12 protein-coding genes and 1 other annotated feature are annotated in these 17,856 nt (G+C 41.5%); of the genes, 1 reads left to right on the forward strand and 11 read right to left on the reverse strand.

The window, feature by feature from the left end; genetic code table 11:
- Positions 1–24 precede the first annotated feature (24 nt).
- Positions 25–4,407, reverse strand: a complete 4,383-nt coding sequence (locus tag ACSBOP_RS17795; RefSeq protein ID WP_442601847.1) for a collagen binding domain-containing protein — start codon at positions 4,405–4,407, stop codon at positions 25–27.
- Positions 4,408–5,057: 650 nt separating this feature from the next.
- On the opposite strand from ACSBOP_RS17795, the gene ACSBOP_RS17800 reads away from it, so the two are divergent.
- Positions 5,058–5,420: an HsmA family protein gene (locus ACSBOP_RS17800; protein WP_442601848.1), complete on the forward strand. Its 363-nt coding sequence runs from the start codon at positions 5,058–5,060 to the stop codon at positions 5,418–5,420.
- A gap of 101 nt (positions 5,421–5,521) precedes the next feature.
- Here the strand turns inward: ACSBOP_RS17800 and ACSBOP_RS17805 are convergent, their stop codons facing one another.
- From ACSBOP_RS17805 to tyrS, 10 genes are all read right to left on the reverse strand, one after another.
- A complete protein-coding gene (locus tag ACSBOP_RS17805; protein WP_442601849.1) occupies positions 5,522–6,280 on the reverse strand; it encodes an anti-sigma factor domain-containing protein in 759 nt (252 codons plus the stop codon).
- 2 nt (positions 6,281–6,282) lie between these two features.
- Complete coding sequence (locus ACSBOP_RS17810; protein ID WP_442601850.1) at positions 6,283–6,849, reverse strand: RNA polymerase sigma factor; 567 nt, start codon at positions 6,847–6,849, stop codon at positions 6,283–6,285.
- Between the two features lie 169 nt (positions 6,850–7,018).
- Positions 7,019–8,353: a hypothetical protein gene (locus ACSBOP_RS17815; RefSeq protein ID WP_442601851.1), complete on the reverse strand. Its 1,335-nt coding sequence runs from the start codon at positions 8,351–8,353 to the stop codon at positions 7,019–7,021.
- Positions 8,354–8,639: 286 nt separating this feature from the next.
- Complete coding sequence (locus ACSBOP_RS17820) at positions 8,640–8,957, reverse strand: YerC/YecD family TrpR-related protein (protein ID WP_442601852.1); 318 nt, start codon at positions 8,955–8,957, stop codon at positions 8,640–8,642.
- Positions 8,958–9,100: 143 nt separating this feature from the next.
- Complete coding sequence (nhaC, locus tag ACSBOP_RS17825) at positions 9,101–10,480, reverse strand: Na+/H+ antiporter NhaC (protein WP_442601853.1); 1,380 nt, start codon at positions 10,478–10,480, stop codon at positions 9,101–9,103.
- A gap of 86 nt (positions 10,481–10,566) precedes the next feature.
- On the reverse strand, positions 10,567–11,394 hold the full coding sequence (gene thiD, locus ACSBOP_RS17830) for a bifunctional hydroxymethylpyrimidine kinase/phosphomethylpyrimidine kinase (RefSeq protein ID WP_442601854.1): 828 nt from the start codon (positions 11,392–11,394) through the stop codon (positions 10,567–10,569).
- Positions 11,395–11,467: 73 nt separating this feature from the next.
- The gene (gene tdc, locus ACSBOP_RS17835) at positions 11,468–13,345 is read right to left on the reverse strand and encodes a tyrosine decarboxylase (protein ID WP_442601855.1); all 1,878 of its coding nucleotides are present in this window, start codon (positions 13,343–13,345) and stop codon (positions 11,468–11,470) included.
- Between the two features lie 56 nt (positions 13,346–13,401).
- Positions 13,402–14,808: a tyrosine-tyramine antiporter gene (tyrP, locus tag ACSBOP_RS17840; RefSeq protein WP_442601856.1), complete on the reverse strand. Its 1,407-nt coding sequence runs from the start codon at positions 14,806–14,808 to the stop codon at positions 13,402–13,404.
- A gap of 731 nt (positions 14,809–15,539) precedes the next feature.
- Entirely contained in the window at positions 15,540–16,211 is a 672-nt protein-coding gene (locus ACSBOP_RS17845; protein WP_442601857.1) for a protein rep, read from the reverse strand.
- Between the two features lie 47 nt (positions 16,212–16,258).
- Positions 16,259–17,521, reverse strand: coding sequence for a tyrosine--tRNA ligase (gene tyrS, locus ACSBOP_RS17850; protein ID WP_442604520.1), 1,263 nt, complete (start codon positions 17,519–17,521; stop codon positions 16,259–16,261).
- A gap of 90 nt (positions 17,522–17,611) precedes the next feature.
- Positions 17,612–17,834, reverse strand: a binding site (T-box leader).
- Between the last annotated feature and the right edge of the window lie 22 nt (positions 17,835–17,856).

The following is a 17,856-nucleotide window of genomic DNA, read 5'->3' on the forward strand; positions in this document are numbered from 1 at the left end:
GAAGCCTCTCTTGTTATTATGGTGTTATTTATGCGACAGTCGTTTCCTTCTGAAAAGCAACAGAAGTCCACCTAGCACGATCAAGGCAATACCTGTTACTTGAAGTGGCAATTGACTTGTTTCTCCCGTCTGCGGAAGTGTTGTTCCCGTACCTTTACCATTATAATCTTTACCGTTAGAATCTTTATTCTTGTTGGTTGTGTTGTCTTTCGACACTTCACCATTACCATCAGCAGATGTATCTGGCACTGTTGTTCCATTATCTATAGGCTTCTCAGGTGTAACAGGTTTCTCCACCTCAGGATCTACTGGTGGTTTCGTACCTGGATCAACAGGCTTATTCGGATCTACCGGTGGCTTCGTACCTGGATCAACAGGCTTATTCGGATCTACCGGCGGCTTCGTACCTGGATCAACATCCGTACCCGGTTCATCTGGTTCAGAAGGTTTTCTTTTATTTATCTTCTCCACCAAGACGTGTTCCGTTTGCTTGTTTGTGATCTCAAATTCGATTGGTGTTTTGTCTAATAAGTACCCAGCAGGTGCTGTAATTTCGACCAATTGATACTTATTTGGTTCCAAATTACTTAATGACAATTCACCATTCTTATCTGTTGTAAGATGAGCCGGATCGATACCTGCAACAACTTTGTAAATCGGGTTTCCACTCATATCCGTAGCTGTTGATAAACCTCTTAGCTCAAAAACAGCACCTTGAAGCTTTTGACTTTTATTCGAATTGTATTTTGTTAATTTGACTGAACGATCATTTGCTTTGTTTTCAATCACCAAGCTTGTTTCTAGCTTCTTAATAGGTACTTCGGTTACTGCTTTTTCAATGACATACCCTTTAGCTTCCGTCTCTACCAGTGAATACATCCCATAAGGCAGATTCGTGAACTCGATGATACCTTTGTCATCAGTCTTCTTCTTGGCTATAACAGCATCTTTATGATCACGCAGTTCAAATTCGACTCCTGCTATCACCTTATGATCTTTCGCATCGACTTTCGTTAGGATCAGCTTACCGCCCGAGCCTAATACGTTCGTTTTGGACAAAGTCAAGATCTCGGTTTGATTCTCTACAATTTTCACAGGAATTGGTGTTGCATCTTTTACATAATAATCCGGAGCCGTTACTTCGACTAATTCATAGTCTCCCGCTGCCAAATCGCCTTTTGCAATTCTGCCATCCACACCAGTAGTCAATGTGTCAATCGGCTTGCCATTTAAGCGTAATTCGAACACCGCGCCTTTTAGTTTCTTCGTGGAATCAACGGAATCCACTTTCGTTAATTCAAACCCTTGGCGTATGATCTTGTTCGTAATCTTAAAAGGTACCTTAGGATCTTTGAATGTAATCGTTTTTCCAGTTGCAGCCCCGTATTCCGCATCAATTAGATAACCGTTAGGTGCGGATACTTCTTTTAATTTATAAGGCAAACCTGCCGTATCATTGGCTCTGTAATCTCTAGTTGTTTCCACTTCGCCATTTGCATCCGTAGGCTTAAGCGTTTCTAGAAGCGTCGTTCCAGAAGCGTTGTAAAGTTCAAAGACAACGCCCTGAATTGGAACATCCCGATCATCTACTTTGACAATTTTAATCTTGCCTTTGCCCGTAGACGCTCCCCCGCCCGCTCCAGCTAAAGAAACTTTAATACCTTTTTGACCATCGCCACCGATGACAGAAGAAGTCTTACCTGCAAATTCCGCCTCATTTTGAATTCTCTTGTCGCTATCCTCGTTAATGAACGACTCATACTCTAGGATGTAGGCAGTATTCAGTGACTTCTTAAATGTTAAAGTAAGTGTATTGCCGTCTACCACTAGATCATACTCGTCTTTTTTAACCAAGTCACCTTTTACCGACACATTACCCAAATTATCTTCAGGGATTTTTGTCTCATACAGCTTGATCGAATCTTTAAGCAAAATTTGATTGGCTGATAATGTATCAGTCAATTTGGAACCTGCATCGATATACGACTGACTCGGGTTGATAGAGATGGACCAGGAAGCAAGATCACTTTTACCTTTTTGCTGACCTGATTTGTTAATGTATTCGCCGCCATGTTTAGGCTCTACCTTGGCTGATTGGTCAAATCTTACAGTACCACCTTCGCCATCCTCCATGGTTGCATGGTTGGAATACTCTCCTACAACCGGGAATTTCCCGTCCAGACTGGTCTTATACGTAATCCGATAAGCCTCTTTACCAATCTTGCCGAGATTCAGTACAAAGCCTTTGCCATCGTCATTTAGCTTGAAATTTCCATCTGCAATTGGAATAGAATCGCCTGGTTCAATTTTATTATTTGCCGTATCCAGCGTCAATTTATTCACGGTTAGAGATTTTTCTACAAAGGTTTGATCGCCCGTGTACGTATCTTTAATGATCGCATTCTTAATATCAAAAAGATTGTAGTTCACGTCTATCGTCCAAGTGATGGTTTTCTCCTTGGCGTTATATTCACCTTTTTTATTTCCATTCTCTTTCGTATAGCTTTGCGGTATTACAACCGCATACTTTGTAATTGGATTTTGAGGAACGTTGCCCTCTTTCCAATTCAGAGTTGCGTCATTTCTGTACACATTATCTTTCGGCACTCCCGCCGTAGGATCGAACTTCGTGACATAGGTCAACTCGTGCAAGGAGTGAATCGTCACTCCTGCCTTTAATTCGATTCTAAATCCCTTCGTGAACTCCGGGTCTCCATCAATTGGAACAAGTACAAAATCGTCACTATTGGTTCCACTGATCTTCAAACTATCTGGAACCAACTTCATATGTCTTCCCTCGTAATCATCTGTAATTACGACGTCAGTCATATCCTTCAAGTCTCGATTCAGGACGATTTTCCACTCAATTGTTTTGTTTTTAAAGTCTTCTTTGCTTACACTTTTCGCAAAAATGACTTCATTGATACCTGTTCCACCTGTTTTAGTCGTACCATCATAAATTTTCACCTGATTGGATACAGTTTCGTCTTTATAGATCCGATTTAAGGCCTTAGTCTGATATTCGATTACATAAGCTTTATTAATGCCATCCTTAAAATGCAGCTTGAATCCTTTATCAGAATCTTTTTCGACACCATTTTCGACAACCTTTTCGACGACTCTTGTTATTGTATATTCACTCGGATCAATAGGTTTAGTATCGATAGTAGCTGAACCCCCACTATTGATGTCCACAGTTTTCACTACCAAGGAATTGGCTACCAACTCTTGTTTGGTTGTATCATATCTGTCTTCTATCCAAGCATTGTCTTTGATAATGTTTTGTTGATTAAAATTGTATTGCACTCTCCAAGTGATCGTTTGCGTGGTTTGATCATAGTTAATAGCCGACTTGGCAAGTGGTTCATTAAAGCTTATCGTTGCTTTTCCAATATCCGTTTCGTTAATTTTCCCATCATTTCCGGTTAACACAACTTTATTCTCGAAAGGCCGATTCTTGAAAGGTGCTGTTGTTGGAGCCTTAACACTTGTCGTGTAGGTGATTCGGATTGCTTTGTTAATATCACCTAAATTAATTGGGAACGCAGTTTCCGTACGAATAACAGTAGGCCCTGCTTTGACGGAACCATCGCGTTGAACGATTAACTCACGAATTTCGATGTTCCCTTTCAGGGTCAGATCAGCTGGAAGAGTATCTTCAAGCTTAGCATTTTTAATTTCTTTTTCACCCTGATTAAAGTCAACAGTCCATGCGATTTCGTCAGAATTAAAATTGTTTTTATTGGCTACGCCTGATTTCTTAAGCTTATCTTCGGCCGTGTTCTTAAAATTAACTTCAATAGCAACTTGACCAACGGATGTAAAATCAATTTTCTGCTTCAAGCCTTCTTCCAGTTTGGACTCATCAAATGCTACCCACACATAGAATTGGCCGCTTAATTCTTGACCTTGAATAATGTTATCGAATTTAAATGTCACTTCTCCTTCTGGAGATACAACATATGTTCCAACACCACCTGTCAATTTGCCTGGTCGAATATTGTTTGTCACAAACTCTTTAGGGAGTTTAAACGTATAGGTGGAACCATTCTCATACTTATGACCATCAGGCAAGGACCAGTCATAAATAATAGCCACTTCATCTTTGACTTTTGGACGAACAGTCTGTATTTCATTGCCAGCTGGTGTGAAGGAACCGTCGTCAGGATTAATAATAGGCTTTTGATCGTACATCTTCACGCCTTTGATGAGGTTTTCTTGAATGACTTGACCGACAGGATTCAGTGGATTTAATTTATTCCCGTTTCCTTCAGTTGTCACTTCCTGGTTCTTCGTCACAAGACTCTCGGGTTCAACATTAGCCAAAATTAACGAAGTGGGCATTGCCATATTCAATACGAATATGAGCATGAGTAATAATAATAGCGGTTTTTTAAACTTTTTCATTTTCAAATCTTCGCCTCACATTTTCTTATTCCTGGGTAAAATATCAAATCACTTCCTAAACGTTCCCTCCTTTTTTTCGCTCGTTGGCATGCAACCGATTGAAATTGGTATCACAAGTCAAACTCATACAAAGCTGTTATTTTCCGAATCGATTGATGTAAATAAATGTAATGTTTTCTTGCTGCAAATAAAGTCGATACTCGTCAATTCATTATAAAATGTGTCACTGAATATATTCTGAATATAAGAACATCAAAAAAATCGATGGACTCTCCCTCAGAGATTCATCGACTTATCCGACATACACTGAAAATCATCATTTACTCTACTAACTTAATAATGCGATGCGTAGGATTCTCACTAGGCCCCCGCAGCCTGCTCGAAATAAGTTGATCTGTTCTTTAACTTCTATCTGATGATTCAATGTCGAATAAACCTTCATAAACACGGAATATCGATCTTCCATATGCAGGTAAACTTGTGACAATCTTTTGGTACAATAACACAGCTCTGTATGTAATTCAAGCGATGTGTAACATTTCGCCTATAAATTCTACGTAATGTTCTGTTCATATTGCATTCATACTGAGTTGATAGAATAAATCAGCAGAGGAATACTACTAACAAAAAACAACACGAGGTGAACCAACATGCTAGCAGCTGCGATTGTTTTTATCAATTTAGCGCTTGTATTTTATACGATTGGTGTATGGGGGGAGAAACGTTCTGGTACCCTTCAGAATAAGCATCTTATATTTTTCCTGTTCGGATTGATTTGTGATACAACAGGAACAACAATCATGAGTTCTCTCGTCACGGATGGCGGGAATATCATACATGCAATAACAGGCGGTGTTGCACTCCTTCTTATGCTCATCCACGCGGTCTGGGCATTCTTTGTCAAATGGAAAGGAAGTGCGAAAGCGCAGCATAACTTCCATCGATTCAGCTTAATCGTATGGATTCTATGGCTTATTCCTTATTTTATTGGTGTAGCCATGAGTATGCTGTAGAGCCTATATTAGATGATACTTTATAACGTAGAAAAGGCTTCCCACCAGGAGAAGCCTTTTCTTATTTTATTTGGTGGCGAAAACGAATAGAAATCTTTCCATTAAACCGATCCAAACATTTTTTGTCCGCGGGGCTGATTTCCCTTATCGTCTGGTTCAAGCGTAATCCCGATCTGGTCGAAAGTCAGCGTATCTGATTCCATAGGCATAGTCAGCATTCCAACGCCGGCACCTTCAGATGCAACCCGAAATGTTCCCGCGCTGGAGCGTATACCACTCTTAATTAGCCAGACCTGATAGGCTTGATCACCGCTTGTTGGAGTGGCTCCGTAGACATATACCACAAATTGCTTGCTCTTCCCGTTGTCGATGATACAGGCGGTGCCGTAAGCCTTGGAGGTATCATGAGATTGAGATTGCAGTGGAATGGCCAACTTAATCTGCGAAGGGGCTACATGTTGTGTTTCGGAGGACGCTGAGATACTTGTGCGTTCACGGTACAACCAGATGTTCAATGCCGAGCCAAAGACGAACACTGCGATAAGCGCGGCGGCTGGAACTTTTCGCAACCAACGTAGTTTTGCACTGCGCCTGTTCGTCTCAGCAGCGGGCTGAGCTGTTTTCGTGGCCTCAGCAGCAAAAGCCGCCTTCATGACTTGCTGCTTCAAATCTATTGGCGGTTCGATTTGTTCCATATCTGCAGAAATCCCCTCCCATACGAGTTGCAATCCAGCCATCTCTGCTTGGCAAGCCTCACAGCCTGGCAGATGACGCTCAAAGGCAATGCGCTCTTCCTCAGTGCTTAAGCCGGATAACACATCCAGATACAAATCGCAAACAGATTGTGTTCTCTCGTCCATTGTCATCCCTCTCCTTCCATGATCAGATGTCTGCGCAATATTTTCAAGGTCTGATGCAGCCTGTTCTTCACAGTACCCAAAGGCTCCCTGTAATGCTCGGCCAATTCTCTTAAGCTATATCCTTGCCAATAAAAATCTTCTAAAAGCTCGATCTGTTGCTTGGACAAAAAGCGATAGGCATTGCGAATTTGCTCCTTGAGTGAGTCTCTCTCCAAATGTGCTTCAGGTGAGGCCGTTTGATCAGGGATCCTTTCCAATTCTTCGGGGTGATAAGCAATAAGCCCGTTGTTAAGCCTGCGCTGCTGACGTAACAAGTCCATCGTCAGATTGCGGGTGATTGTAATAAGCCAACTTGTAAACTTGCCCTTGTCAGGATTAAAGTCCGAACCAGTCGTCCACAGCCGGACATAAACAGCTTGGACAATGTCCCTTGCAGCTTGTTCGTCTCGAAGCGCCTTGCAGGCGAAGGAATAAATAAGGGTCGCATAACGATCGTACAAAATAGACAAGGCTTCCTGTTCCTTCTGTTTCACGAGTAGCATCAATTCGTAGTCAGATAGATGGTGCATACGGACGAGGCCTCCTTATTCGCACCGGTTCAATATTTCAACCTGGTTTTATACGATCATATTTTGGGGATAAAAACAAGAAGACATCAGCAAGGAAACCGATTCTACGGTTCCCCTGCTGATGCGGGAATTTACATTTCTATCAATACTGCTTCTCTTACATGCCAGACTATTGAGACACTGGTACACCGCTGAACTTAACTGGATCAACCACGAACCATACACCCTTCACGTTCTGACCCAATGCGTCACCATGCTTAGCATCTTTTACAAAGTAATAAAGCGGGTAGCCTTTGTAGGTCGCTTGCTTGCTGCCGTCAGGACGCGTAATCGTACCGAAGTCTGCCTCTTTCATAGTTGATGGCACACCGCCGTCTATTGTCCCATATACCGGCCACATGGCGAGACACTCGCCTTCGCAAGCGCTCATTTGCGGCTTATCCTTAGTGAAATAGTATAATGTACGGCCATGATCGTCAGTCAGATATTGACCTAACTCTGAATTGGAACCAAGCATAATACGATAATCTGGCTTGGCCGCAAACCATACGCCCATAACGCCTTCACCCAGAGTATCGCCAGCTTTTTTATCTTTTACAAACGTATAGAGAGGCCAGCCTTTATACATCCACTGTTTCGCCCCTCCCGCATGAGTCACCATACTAAAATCCTCTGGATTCATCGTCGCCGGAATCTGTAATTGATCCGCACTTAGGAAAGGCCAATTCGCGAGACACTGCCCCTGACAAGCATCCAAGTTCTGTGCATCTTTTGAGAAGAAATAGAGTGTACGACCTTTACCGTCTACCAGAAAAGTTCCAAGCTTGGCGTCCGTACGAAGGCCAATTCTCTCACCTGCAGGCAACTTAGCAGAAGCAGGAATGATTCCGTCCTTTTGCAATTTATCAAAAAGCTTCTGTCCCTCTGACGTCGATCCGGATAGGGATTCAACGAGTGCTGTGGAGACATGAGCGTTTGTCAATGTAGAAACACCGGAGATTTGGTCCATCCCTTTGCTTACAGCAAATGATTCCGTATCTTTGTAGACGAAATCCTTACCCGATTTATAGCCTTGGCTCTCAAGCAGCACCTTATATAACTGCTGTGAGCTGACAGGTGCAAGTGGATTGAAACGATTTGCCCCTTCGCCACTCCAACCATATTGAGGGTTGCTATGTAGAAAAGCAAGAATAGCCTGTTCGCTTACTCCTACCTGATTCGCATCAGCAAAGTTGTCCTTGCCGGTATATGCACTTGCTTCATCAAGCTTACCCTGCAAACGCAATGAAATTATAGCCGCTTGAATACGAGTCGTGCTCTTGGCTAAATATTCGGCATTAACCCCATTACCATCACCCACAAGTAAACCGAGCTCAGCCGAAGTCTGTGCGTCCGTTTTTACGGCCCCGGTACCTTCCGTGGTATCTGCAGCCAAAGTCAGCCCCGGCACCAGCAGCATTGCACCTATCGAAAGCGTAAGAAGCAACTTTCTAACTTTTTTCATCCTCAAAAACCTCCAATAAAAATATGATGTTATTACAAGATAACGTTGGAATGAATCAAGAGGTTTGAAGATTTAAAAAAAATAATTTTTTCAGCGAATTAGACTTAATTATACCGAAAAAAAGCACAGCCCCTCAAAAATTTGAGGAACCGTACCTTTATAATTTTTAGATGGACTTTTTCAGTAGCTCCCAATGAGGCCTATAAGCGCTTTCATTTATTTTTCGAAGTTGTCTGATAACTTTCTTGGTTGAATTCCAACAACTTCTACAAATGCAGCCTGCAGTTTACTCTGAATTTTCCTCAGGGCGGTGATTTTTCAGCATACGTGCAAAAATGAATTCATAGCTGTGATTCCCATGATACAGGGAGCGCTTTACCCGTGAGATTGTAGCTGTGCTTGCTCCTGCTTCAGCTTCAATCTGAGTATACGTATTGTGGTTGTGGAGCATCTTGGCAACTTGAAAGCGTTGAATCAAAGTTTTAATTTCATTCACCGTACATAAATCATCCAAAAAGGCGCAACACTCTTCTACGGTTTCCAATGATAATATCCCTTCAATAAAATCGTCCAAAGCTTTCCCTTGCAGTTCATTTATCAGCATTTGGTACCCTCCCTGATGTCTTAACTACATTGCTGTATGAACTATGTATAACATAATGTAGCATTATTTATTAACGGTAATTTATTCCAATTAGGCAGAAAAAAAGTTGGCATATACCAACTTTTTCATTTCATCACTGTTGTTTATCGTGCTGCTCGAGAAGTTTGTGCAGATTTTCTTTTTACAAATCCATATAAAATGTTCAATAGTGGCGCCACGATACAGAATATAGTGAACGGCAAATAGTCTAATGTGGATACACCAAGTGTACCCGTAATAAATACACCGCTTACCCCCCACGGTATCAGAGCATTACATGCTGCTCCTCCATTAGCCAGTATCCTCGACATCTCTTTACGATCCACATTAATGATATCATATTGCGACTTGAACGCTTCACCCGGTAAAATAATCGACAAATATTGCTCCCCGAGCAAAAGATTGATCCCCATCGAGCTGATAGCCGTCATCAAGATGAGTTTTCCTTTCGTGCTTACAAAAGACGTTATACGTGAAATTATGGTTTTGATGATATTCATTTCTACGAGCAATCCGCCTAGTGCCAATGCCAACAGAATCAAGGACACCGACCACATCATGCTCTGAATTCCACCGCGCGACAGCAGCTTGTCCACACTTTCTACTCCCGTGTGAGACACATAACCATCCTGCATCAGCCTCGAAATGTCAGATAAACTGGTATGTGGGTGATAAATATAAAGAACGCCGATGGTAACAACAATACTTAATAGCAGGGTCGGAATAGCCGGAATTTTCCTCCATGCGCATAAGAAGAGAACGAATACCGGAATTAATGTAACAACAGCAATAGGAAATGAGGTTCTCAATGTATCAATAAGTTCATTAATTTGCTGCCCTGTTGTTAGAACATTGCCATGCCCTACAACGGCGAAAAATACAAGAGAAATTAGAGATGCCGGAATGACAACACGCATCATATAACGGATATGATCAAATAAATCAACCTCGGCAATGGCAGATGCTAGGTTGGTCGTATCTGATAATGGGGAGATATTATTTCCTAAGAAAGCACCAGAAATGATGGCACCTGTCGTAATGGCGGGATCGTAACCCATGATTTGCCCCATGCCGAAAAAGGCGATGCCGACGGTTGATATCGTCGTAAAGGAGCTGCCCACCGTAATCCCTACCACTGAGCAAATAACAAATACAGAAGGTAAAAAATATTTAGCGGATAAAATTTGGAAACCATAAACCATAATCGTCTGAATCGTTCCTGCAGCAATCCAAACACTAATTAAAGCTCCAATAAGCATAAAGATAAGAATAGGTACTAGCCCAGGAGTAATTCCATTCTGGATTCCCTTATGGATACGATCCCAGGAGATCCCTTTTGCTTTGCCGAAAACGATAAGAACGCCCACGGAAATTAATATCGGAATTTGCGGATCCATTCCTACACCAATAATACATGCTCCAATAATGGCTAACAAAACCACTAAAAGAAACAGACTTTCTTTTAAAGTCACCTCTTTATTCATATGCTGAACTCCTTATTATGGATTAACATCTAGTTGGTATGGAGTTATATCAATGGGATTGACTTATTAATTGGACAAAGGCAGCCTTAGCTATTCATGCGTTGTTCAGCCTTGTTATAAGCACCGTGCCAAACAGGACCTACGAAGCGATTTAACGCAAATCCACCTTGAATACCTGCGGTAGTAAATTGCTTAGCCTTGGCAACTGCGGCTTTGACGGACATTCCTTTGGCTAATCCTGCAGCGATAGCAGCAGCAAATGTGCAGCCTGCACCGTGATTATGATTCGTATCCAACTTCTCTGCTTCATACATCGTGAATTCAGTACCATCGAATAGCAAATCAATGGCTTTCTCGTCTTCAAGCGCCTTACCGCCTTTAATGACAATGTTTTTAGCCCCGAGTTTGAATATTTTTTGGGCAGCTTCCTTCATCTCATCAATTGTGCTGACTTTACTCATACCTGCAAGCTGACCCGCCTCAAACAAGTTAGGCGTCACAATGGTTGCTCTTGGCAGCAGTAATTCAAGAATGGCCTGTCCATTCTCCGGTTGAACGACTTCATTTTCTCCTTTACATACCATGACAGGATCGATAACGACATTGGCAATATCGTGCTCATCAATAATCTTGCTCAAAAGCTCGATCACTTCAACAGAACCAAGCATACCTGTTTTTAAAGCGTCCAGTTTGCCTCCGGATAAGACAGTTTTAATCTGCTGATGTACAAGCTCTGAATCAATTGGATGAACTGCATGATGCCAGTTGTTATTCTCGTCCATCGTTACAATGGAGGTGATGGCAGAAAAACCAAAGGTTCCATATTCTTCAAATGTCTTAAGATCCGCTTGAAGTCCTGCACCGCCGCTGGAATCGGAACCTGCAACCGTCAATACTTTTCTTATGTTGGACATATCTGTCTCTCCTTAGGTGGATAAAGAGGAATGCGTAACAACTAAAAACAGTTACGCATTCCAACTTTATTATTTATTCATTCATTTCGTACATGTAGATTTTTTCAAGTTTCTGTTGAATTGCTTTTTCAATTTTACCTGCATATTCTTCGAATGTTGCAGCGTCATGCGCATATGGAGATAGTGCACAAGCACGAAGGATAGTGACTTTGCCAGCACGGTTCCATTCTTGCTCGGTGAATCCGAGACTCTTCACGAATTCCAGTGGGCTGTGGCCGTAGTCCGGAATAGCAAAGTCCGTATGGGAAGTAATAAATTCATTGCTGTACAAACCGCCTTTAACGTAAGAAGCATAATCGAAGAAGTCATGGTTCAGTTTGTTCATCTTCGTCAGATCAGTGTTGCCTTCTTCGTTAAATACATAGTCAACCATGTTGAAGTCAGGTTTAGTCAATGGATGAAGTGTAATGACTTTGTCATTAACATTGAATTTTTTGCCCTTCAGGAAGTTGTAGAAGCGATAAGCGCCCTCGATGCTTGCACCCATTAACTTGCCATATCCCGTTACGTTCAGCGGCAATACTTTATGGGCTGTCCATACAGCAGCTGCTGTTGCGCCTGCTTTGGAGCCTTCAAGGATATACGCACCAAGCAGTGCAGGAATATCTGCGCCTTTTTCAAATACATAAGTTGCGAAGTAAGAAATCGCTTCACGCATTCTGATGTCGCGGATTGCAATCGCACCAGCAGAGTAAGGAATGTAACCCATTTTGTGAGGGTCAATGGTTACGGATTCTGCTTTGCTAATGGCTTTAAAGGAATTGTATATATCTTCAGTAAGCCATTCGTCTTTCAGCGTCATATCTGTAAAGATATTGTATTTTTTAAACACCTCATCAATTTTGTTGTACTCGATAAATTCATCATTTTCATCGAGGAAGATTGCACGAGCATAACCGCCATATGCAGCATCGATGTGAACGTAATAGTAGATGCCTTCTTTAGCAAGTTTTTCACGCAGTTCGATGATTTTGTGAATATGGTCAATTTGACCTTCTTCTGTACTTCCCACGACACCGACAACACCCAGAACTGGAATGTTCTGTGCAGCCAGCTCACGAATACGTGCTTCGAGCTTCACAATATCCATGCGGTATTCGCTGTCAACATCGATAGCTTCAACTTGATCTAGACCGATACCGATAATATCGCCGGCTTTCAACCATGAATAGTGTTTGGTTTGTGGAATGAGCCATTTACCAAGTTTTTGAAGATTATTGCCACCGCGAGCGGATTTAGCTTTAATTTCATCCATTTGGTCAGCGAGTTTTTCTGTAAGTTCCATGATTTCTTCCGTGGACATGTTCAGCAATTCCCATTCGGATTTGCCTGGAACAGCCTCAGGCGCAACTTCTTTGATAGCCAGTGGAAGAGATTTGATATTACGTGCATACCAGAGTCCTTCCAAGTTAGCGATTGAACCATCCGCACAAATGTGGCCCCAGCTTTCGCCTGCTTTGTAGCTCATCATTTTAGCAAGTTCATGACCAACTTCTTCTTCCATTTGCGACGTGCCTGGAGAGGACTCATAAGCCACGTTATTACCGTTCCAAAGCATTGCTGCTGTATAAGCCATGATGGCTGGCATCAAGGTTTCGGAGTTCATATGTCCCCAGAAACGTCCTGCTGTATGCCATGGCAGCGATTGGGAACGAAGTTTGGAAGACAATACGTTAAATACGCTGCGTACATGATCGGCTGTATCTTGGAAGCTCTTTGAACTTTTATCGAATGGCGTAATTACTGGCAAGTCTTGTGGTTGGTAATTTTGACGCCAGCCCACATGCTCGTCTACGACCTTGAGCAGCACCTCTTTAAACAGATCGACGTTTTCGCCTTTAGAGCCAAGGAACAATGCTTTGAGGTTAATATCTGGGATTTGATAGTTCATGTTGAGTACCTCCGTATAATAGTATTTATGATAAAAAGCTTATTCTGTGATATTTTTCACTTAAGTTTCCAACTTGGCTTCTTGAATTTGTAAATGATTAGAGCAATGCTTATCATAACAACGGTCGCTACAACTTGATAAATGATATATCCTGTTGATTGGCTTGGAGCAAGAATGGATGGTGGAATCAAGCTGACTGTCAAAGTAATGGCAACACTAAACAGAGACAGCAGTGAAACGAACCACATCAAACCATTCCCTTTGTTACCGAGGCGGAACGGTCTTTCCATATCTGGCATTTTATAACGCAACCGAATAGCTGATATTGCAATCAATGCGTATACGATACAGTACAGGATGGTTGTTGTAATTGTAATGATAAGAAAGGCACTGTTAACATCAGGAACAACGATATATAAAACCGATACTAATGAGATGACAATTGCTTGAATCAGAACGAACGTAATTGGAATACCTTTACTTGTTCTCTTTTGGAAGAAAGGTGGCAAGTTTCCTTCATCTGCGACTTTGATCATCGACTTACTTGGGCCAAGTACCCATGCGCTAAGCTGTACCAAGACGCCGATCATGATCATCAAAGAAATTATATTTACAAAAATGGTTGGAATGCCTAAATCCTGACAGAAAATCATAAATGGCTGTGTAATATTTGCGAGTTCAATCTTGCCATTAGGAATAGCGTTGGATACAGTCAAACCTGCAATCAGATTAAAAATAACAAGCAATATTACAGAAGCAATAACCGCAATCGGATAGTTGCGTTTTGGATTTTCAATGTTTTTTGCATGTACTGAGGAGATCTCAACACCTGCAAAGATAAAGATGATACCGGATAAATATGCCAAGCTTCCCAAATTGCTTAGATCCGGCAGCAAGTCACTTGCCTTAAAGTTACCCAAGTAGTTATCAGGCTGAATGCCGTGTTTCAACATATAGATGACGCCAAGCACTACTAGAAAGAGAAACGGAATATATACCCCGATAATAGCCCCCCAGTTGCCCGCAATCTTGACCATATCGAACTTCAAGTTCAATAAGGTAACACCCCAGTAAGAAATAAGAATAACTGCAAATATAAAGTAGTTATTCGAAGATAGTTCATGAGCGTCAATGACATATCCTAGTAGTATGCCTACGGTCGAAGCGACCATAACCATTCCGAAGAACATTTGTACCCATAGGAGCCACGAAGTAACAAACCCCCATTTTTCACCCAGTGCGTTTTTAACCCAAACCTGCGGGCCTCCCTCTTCCGGGAATCCTGTTGACAGCTCCGCAGACATCAATGCAATTGGAAGTGCAAACAAAATTGCTGCAACCAGCATGTAGAAAATTTGTGTCCACCCGGTCATGGATAGCGTCGGTACACTACGTACAGTACCGAAGAATGCCATCGTAATACCAATTAAACCGAACAGTGTCAATTTTTTTGAATTGGCCATAGTCCATCCTTCTTTCTCTCTATTATCCATCTTCCTAATTCTTCCAATTCATGAATAAGATATGAATTATCACTTAAGGAATACAACTGATGTGTTATGAGACCACCGCCTTGTTCTTATGACAGAAATTCTATAAAAGTGTTAATCGATTAACTTTCACCGCCAGTATACGCCTTATTTTTTTGTTCTGTCAATGCGTTTTAAAACCCCGTTACACAAGGATTTTCAGATTTTTTCCAGAATCTTATTAATAAGCACTTTAAAGGTTTTGCCACTTCATCAACGAACGCTTTAAATGATTTACGCTTTTATGGGGCAAAGCATTCTCCGGAAAAAGTAATGAATAATAATAAATTATATCGAATATTTATAAATTCTCTTTTCACTTTGAAGATCTCGTTGGCTTCACGTTAACTATAAAATAGAAAGGTCTTCATTTGACCAAAAAGAATACTTATACATGCAGGGGAACATGTCTGTTTGTTCATAGAACCGCAACAGATCTAACAAAAATAGTAATATCCACCCTTTCTTCTAATATCTTGAATTTAGGTTCAACTTCCGAACGTAAACCCACTCGAAATACGAAGGTTAAAAATTGGAAGAAAAAATAAAAAAGACTGATTTTCAGCTGTCTTTTCAGCTCAAAAATCAGTCCTATTGTTATGAAAATTACACATGTTTTTGTGATTGATGTCATAGCGAAAACCGAGGAAAAATGGATGATTTCCTTAATTTTTTATTCCAGGATGCCACTGTATCATGAAATCAAATGCACAGTTGGCAACTACATCATTTGTATCATATTTACTCAAGTCATATTCAATCCCTGGATACAAGTAATCCATCTCTTCATTTAACAATCTACTATATCCTACGAGTCTGCGTGCAGCAAGCTGCCCGTCGCTTTCGGCTTGGATTCGATCTGGTTCATTCAGCAATCGGATTAAGCCTTGCTCCATTTTACAGGTAATATCCTGCTGATTGCATTTTCCATTTAAGACATTCACACTCACCGACAAGTTATTTTCAGGGTCCATATCGAGCGCCTTCTGCCATAGTGATAGCCATTCACCATACTTGATATAGTATCGGCCTTGAAAATAACTCTTAATCGTCGGCACAAGAATATGAATTGTCGGATGGTATACTTCTTCCTCTTTCTTGATGTTCAGCATGCGATAATAGCCCAATGTTGCCTGCTTCACACTCTTATACTTAAACAATCGATTGAGTCCGATCAGCATACGATCCAGCTCTTCATTAATCTTCTCACATGCAACATGTCTCAGTCCTAATTCAATGATGAGCCAGTTAACTTGCTTGCTTTGGTTCACTCTCGATATTAAACGATGATTAAAATATGCTAGTTGAAGTGATCTTCTCCACGATGATCCCGGCATCCCTAATCCTCGCCTCCATTCTTAGAAAGAGAAAGCTGATAAATCAGCTATTCTCCCAGTTTCACGAGGTTGTAACTCTTTTTACCCTTGCGAATAATGATGAATCGTCCACCGAAGGAGTTGGCCACTGTAACGTCCATATCCAAGTCCGTTACTTTCTCTCCATTCATTGAAATAGCTCCATTTGTAATGTCTTCACGCGCTTGACGCTTGGATGGTTCAATTCCCAATTCAACGAGCCAGTCTACAATATTTTTGGCTTCCTTGGAAGCATGGAATGTAGGCATATCCTTGAAGCCTTGTTCGATTTCGTCCGCTGTCAGTGACTTAATGTCGCCGCTGAACAATGCTTCTGTAATCTTTTGTGCTTGAATCAACGCTTCTTCGCTGTGCACGAACTTTGTCATTTCTTCAGCGAGTACACGTTGTGCTTCGCGTTTATGAGGCTCTGTCTGCACCTTCAATTCCAATGCGTCGATCTGTTCTTTCGTTAAGAACGTGAAGAATTTCAGGTATCTAATTACATCGCGGTCATCCGTATTTGCCCAGAACTGGTAGAACTCGAACGGAGTCGTCTTTTTCGGATCAAGCCAGATGGCACCACCGGCTGTTTTACCAAATTTTGTACCGTCCGCTTTTAACATCAACGGAATTGTTAAGCCGAATGCTTTAGCTTCTGACCCTTCTTTTTTACGAATCAGATCAAGACCACTTGTAATGTTGCCCCACTGATCCGCACCGCCGATTTGCAATTGGACATCTTCATTCTTGAACAAATGATGGAAGTCCATAGACTGAAGAATTTGGTAGGAGAACTCGGTAAAGGAAATTCCCGAATCCAAACGGCTTGCTACGATGTCTTTCGCCAGCATCGTGTTGACGCTGAAGTTTTTCCCGTAATCACGAAGGAAATCCAAGATTGTAAGGTTATGCGTCCAATCGAAGTTGTTCACCATGCGAAGACCTGTGTCTCCCTCGTTAACGAATAGCTTCTTCATTTGCGCTGTCAACGCATCTACATTCTGCTGTACTTGTTCCATCGTCTGCAACGTACGTTCTGTTGTACGGCCGCTCGGATCGCCAATTGTCCCGGTTGCTCCACCTATCAAGATAACGGGACGATGTCCTGCAAGTTGAAATCGTTTCATCATCATAAAAGGAATCAAGTGGCCAATATGCATACTGTCACCCGTAGGGTCAACACCGCAGTATAATGAAATCGACTTCTCGTTTGTTAATTTACGTAAACCTTCTGCATCTGTCTGTTGATTAATAGCATCGCGCCATTCCAATTCATCAATAATGTTCATCATTATAGTTCAGCTCCTTGGTCAATTTTTTGATTATATGTTTAAATTGTGATTAGAAAACAAAAAAAATCGTACCTAGTCTGTTATAGACATAGGGACGATTTATTAACCGTGTTACCACCCAAATTGTATTAATAACGCTGCAGCCGCTATTAATACCACTCTCGGCAATGATATCGATTGCCAATCCGCTTAGCGTTACCTAAGTACCTCCAGAGTGTAATTCGCAACATTTGTGTGTGCCAGGTCGCATCAACCCCTGGCTTTCTGAGTCAGTGACAAATATACTACTTCGCTCTTTCATCGTGTTAACTAATATTAGATTATGGACAATC

Source organism: Paenibacillus sp. KN14-4R (genome assembly GCF_052180255.1).
Lineage (GTDB): Bacteria > Bacillota > Bacilli > Paenibacillales > NBRC-103111 > Paenibacillus_AM.

Coding starts and splice junctions, on each gene's coding strand:
- ACSBOP_RS17795 (WP_442601847.1), bottom strand. CDS start 4,407: ATGAAAAAGTTTAAAAAACCGCTATTATTATTACTCATGCTCATATTC.
- ACSBOP_RS17800 (WP_442601848.1), top strand. CDS start 5,058: ATGCTAGCAGCTGCGATTGTTTTTATCAATTTAGCGCTTGTATTTTAT.
- ACSBOP_RS17805 (WP_442601849.1), bottom strand. CDS start 6,280: ATGGACGAGAGAACACAATCTGTTTGCGATTTGTATCTGGATGTGTTA.
- ACSBOP_RS17810 (WP_442601850.1), bottom strand. CDS start 6,849: ATGCACCATCTATCTGACTACGAATTGATGCTACTCGTGAAACAGAAG.
- ACSBOP_RS17815 (WP_442601851.1), bottom strand. CDS start 8,353: ATGAAAAAAGTTAGAAAGTTGCTTCTTACGCTTTCGATAGGTGCAATG.
- ACSBOP_RS17820 (WP_442601852.1), bottom strand. CDS start 8,957: ATGCTGATAAATGAACTGCAAGGGAAAGCTTTGGACGATTTTATTGAA.
- nhaC (WP_442601853.1), bottom strand. CDS start 10,480: ATGAATAAAGAGGTGACTTTAAAAGAAAGTCTGTTTCTTTTAGTGGTT.
- thiD (WP_442601854.1), bottom strand. CDS start 11,394: ATGTCCAACATAAGAAAAGTATTGACGGTTGCAGGTTCCGATTCCAGC.
- tdc (WP_442601855.1), bottom strand. CDS start 13,345: ATGAACTATCAAATCCCAGATATTAACCTCAAAGCATTGTTCCTTGGC.
- tyrP (WP_442601856.1), bottom strand. CDS start 14,808: ATGGCCAATTCAAAAAAATTGACACTGTTCGGTTTAATTGGTATTACG.
- ACSBOP_RS17845 (WP_442601857.1), bottom strand. CDS start 16,211: ATGCCGGGATCATCGTGGAGAAGATCACTTCAACTAGCATATTTTAAT.
- tyrS (WP_442604520.1), bottom strand. CDS start 17,521: ATGAACATTATTGATGAATTGGAATGGCGCGATGCTATTAATCAACAG.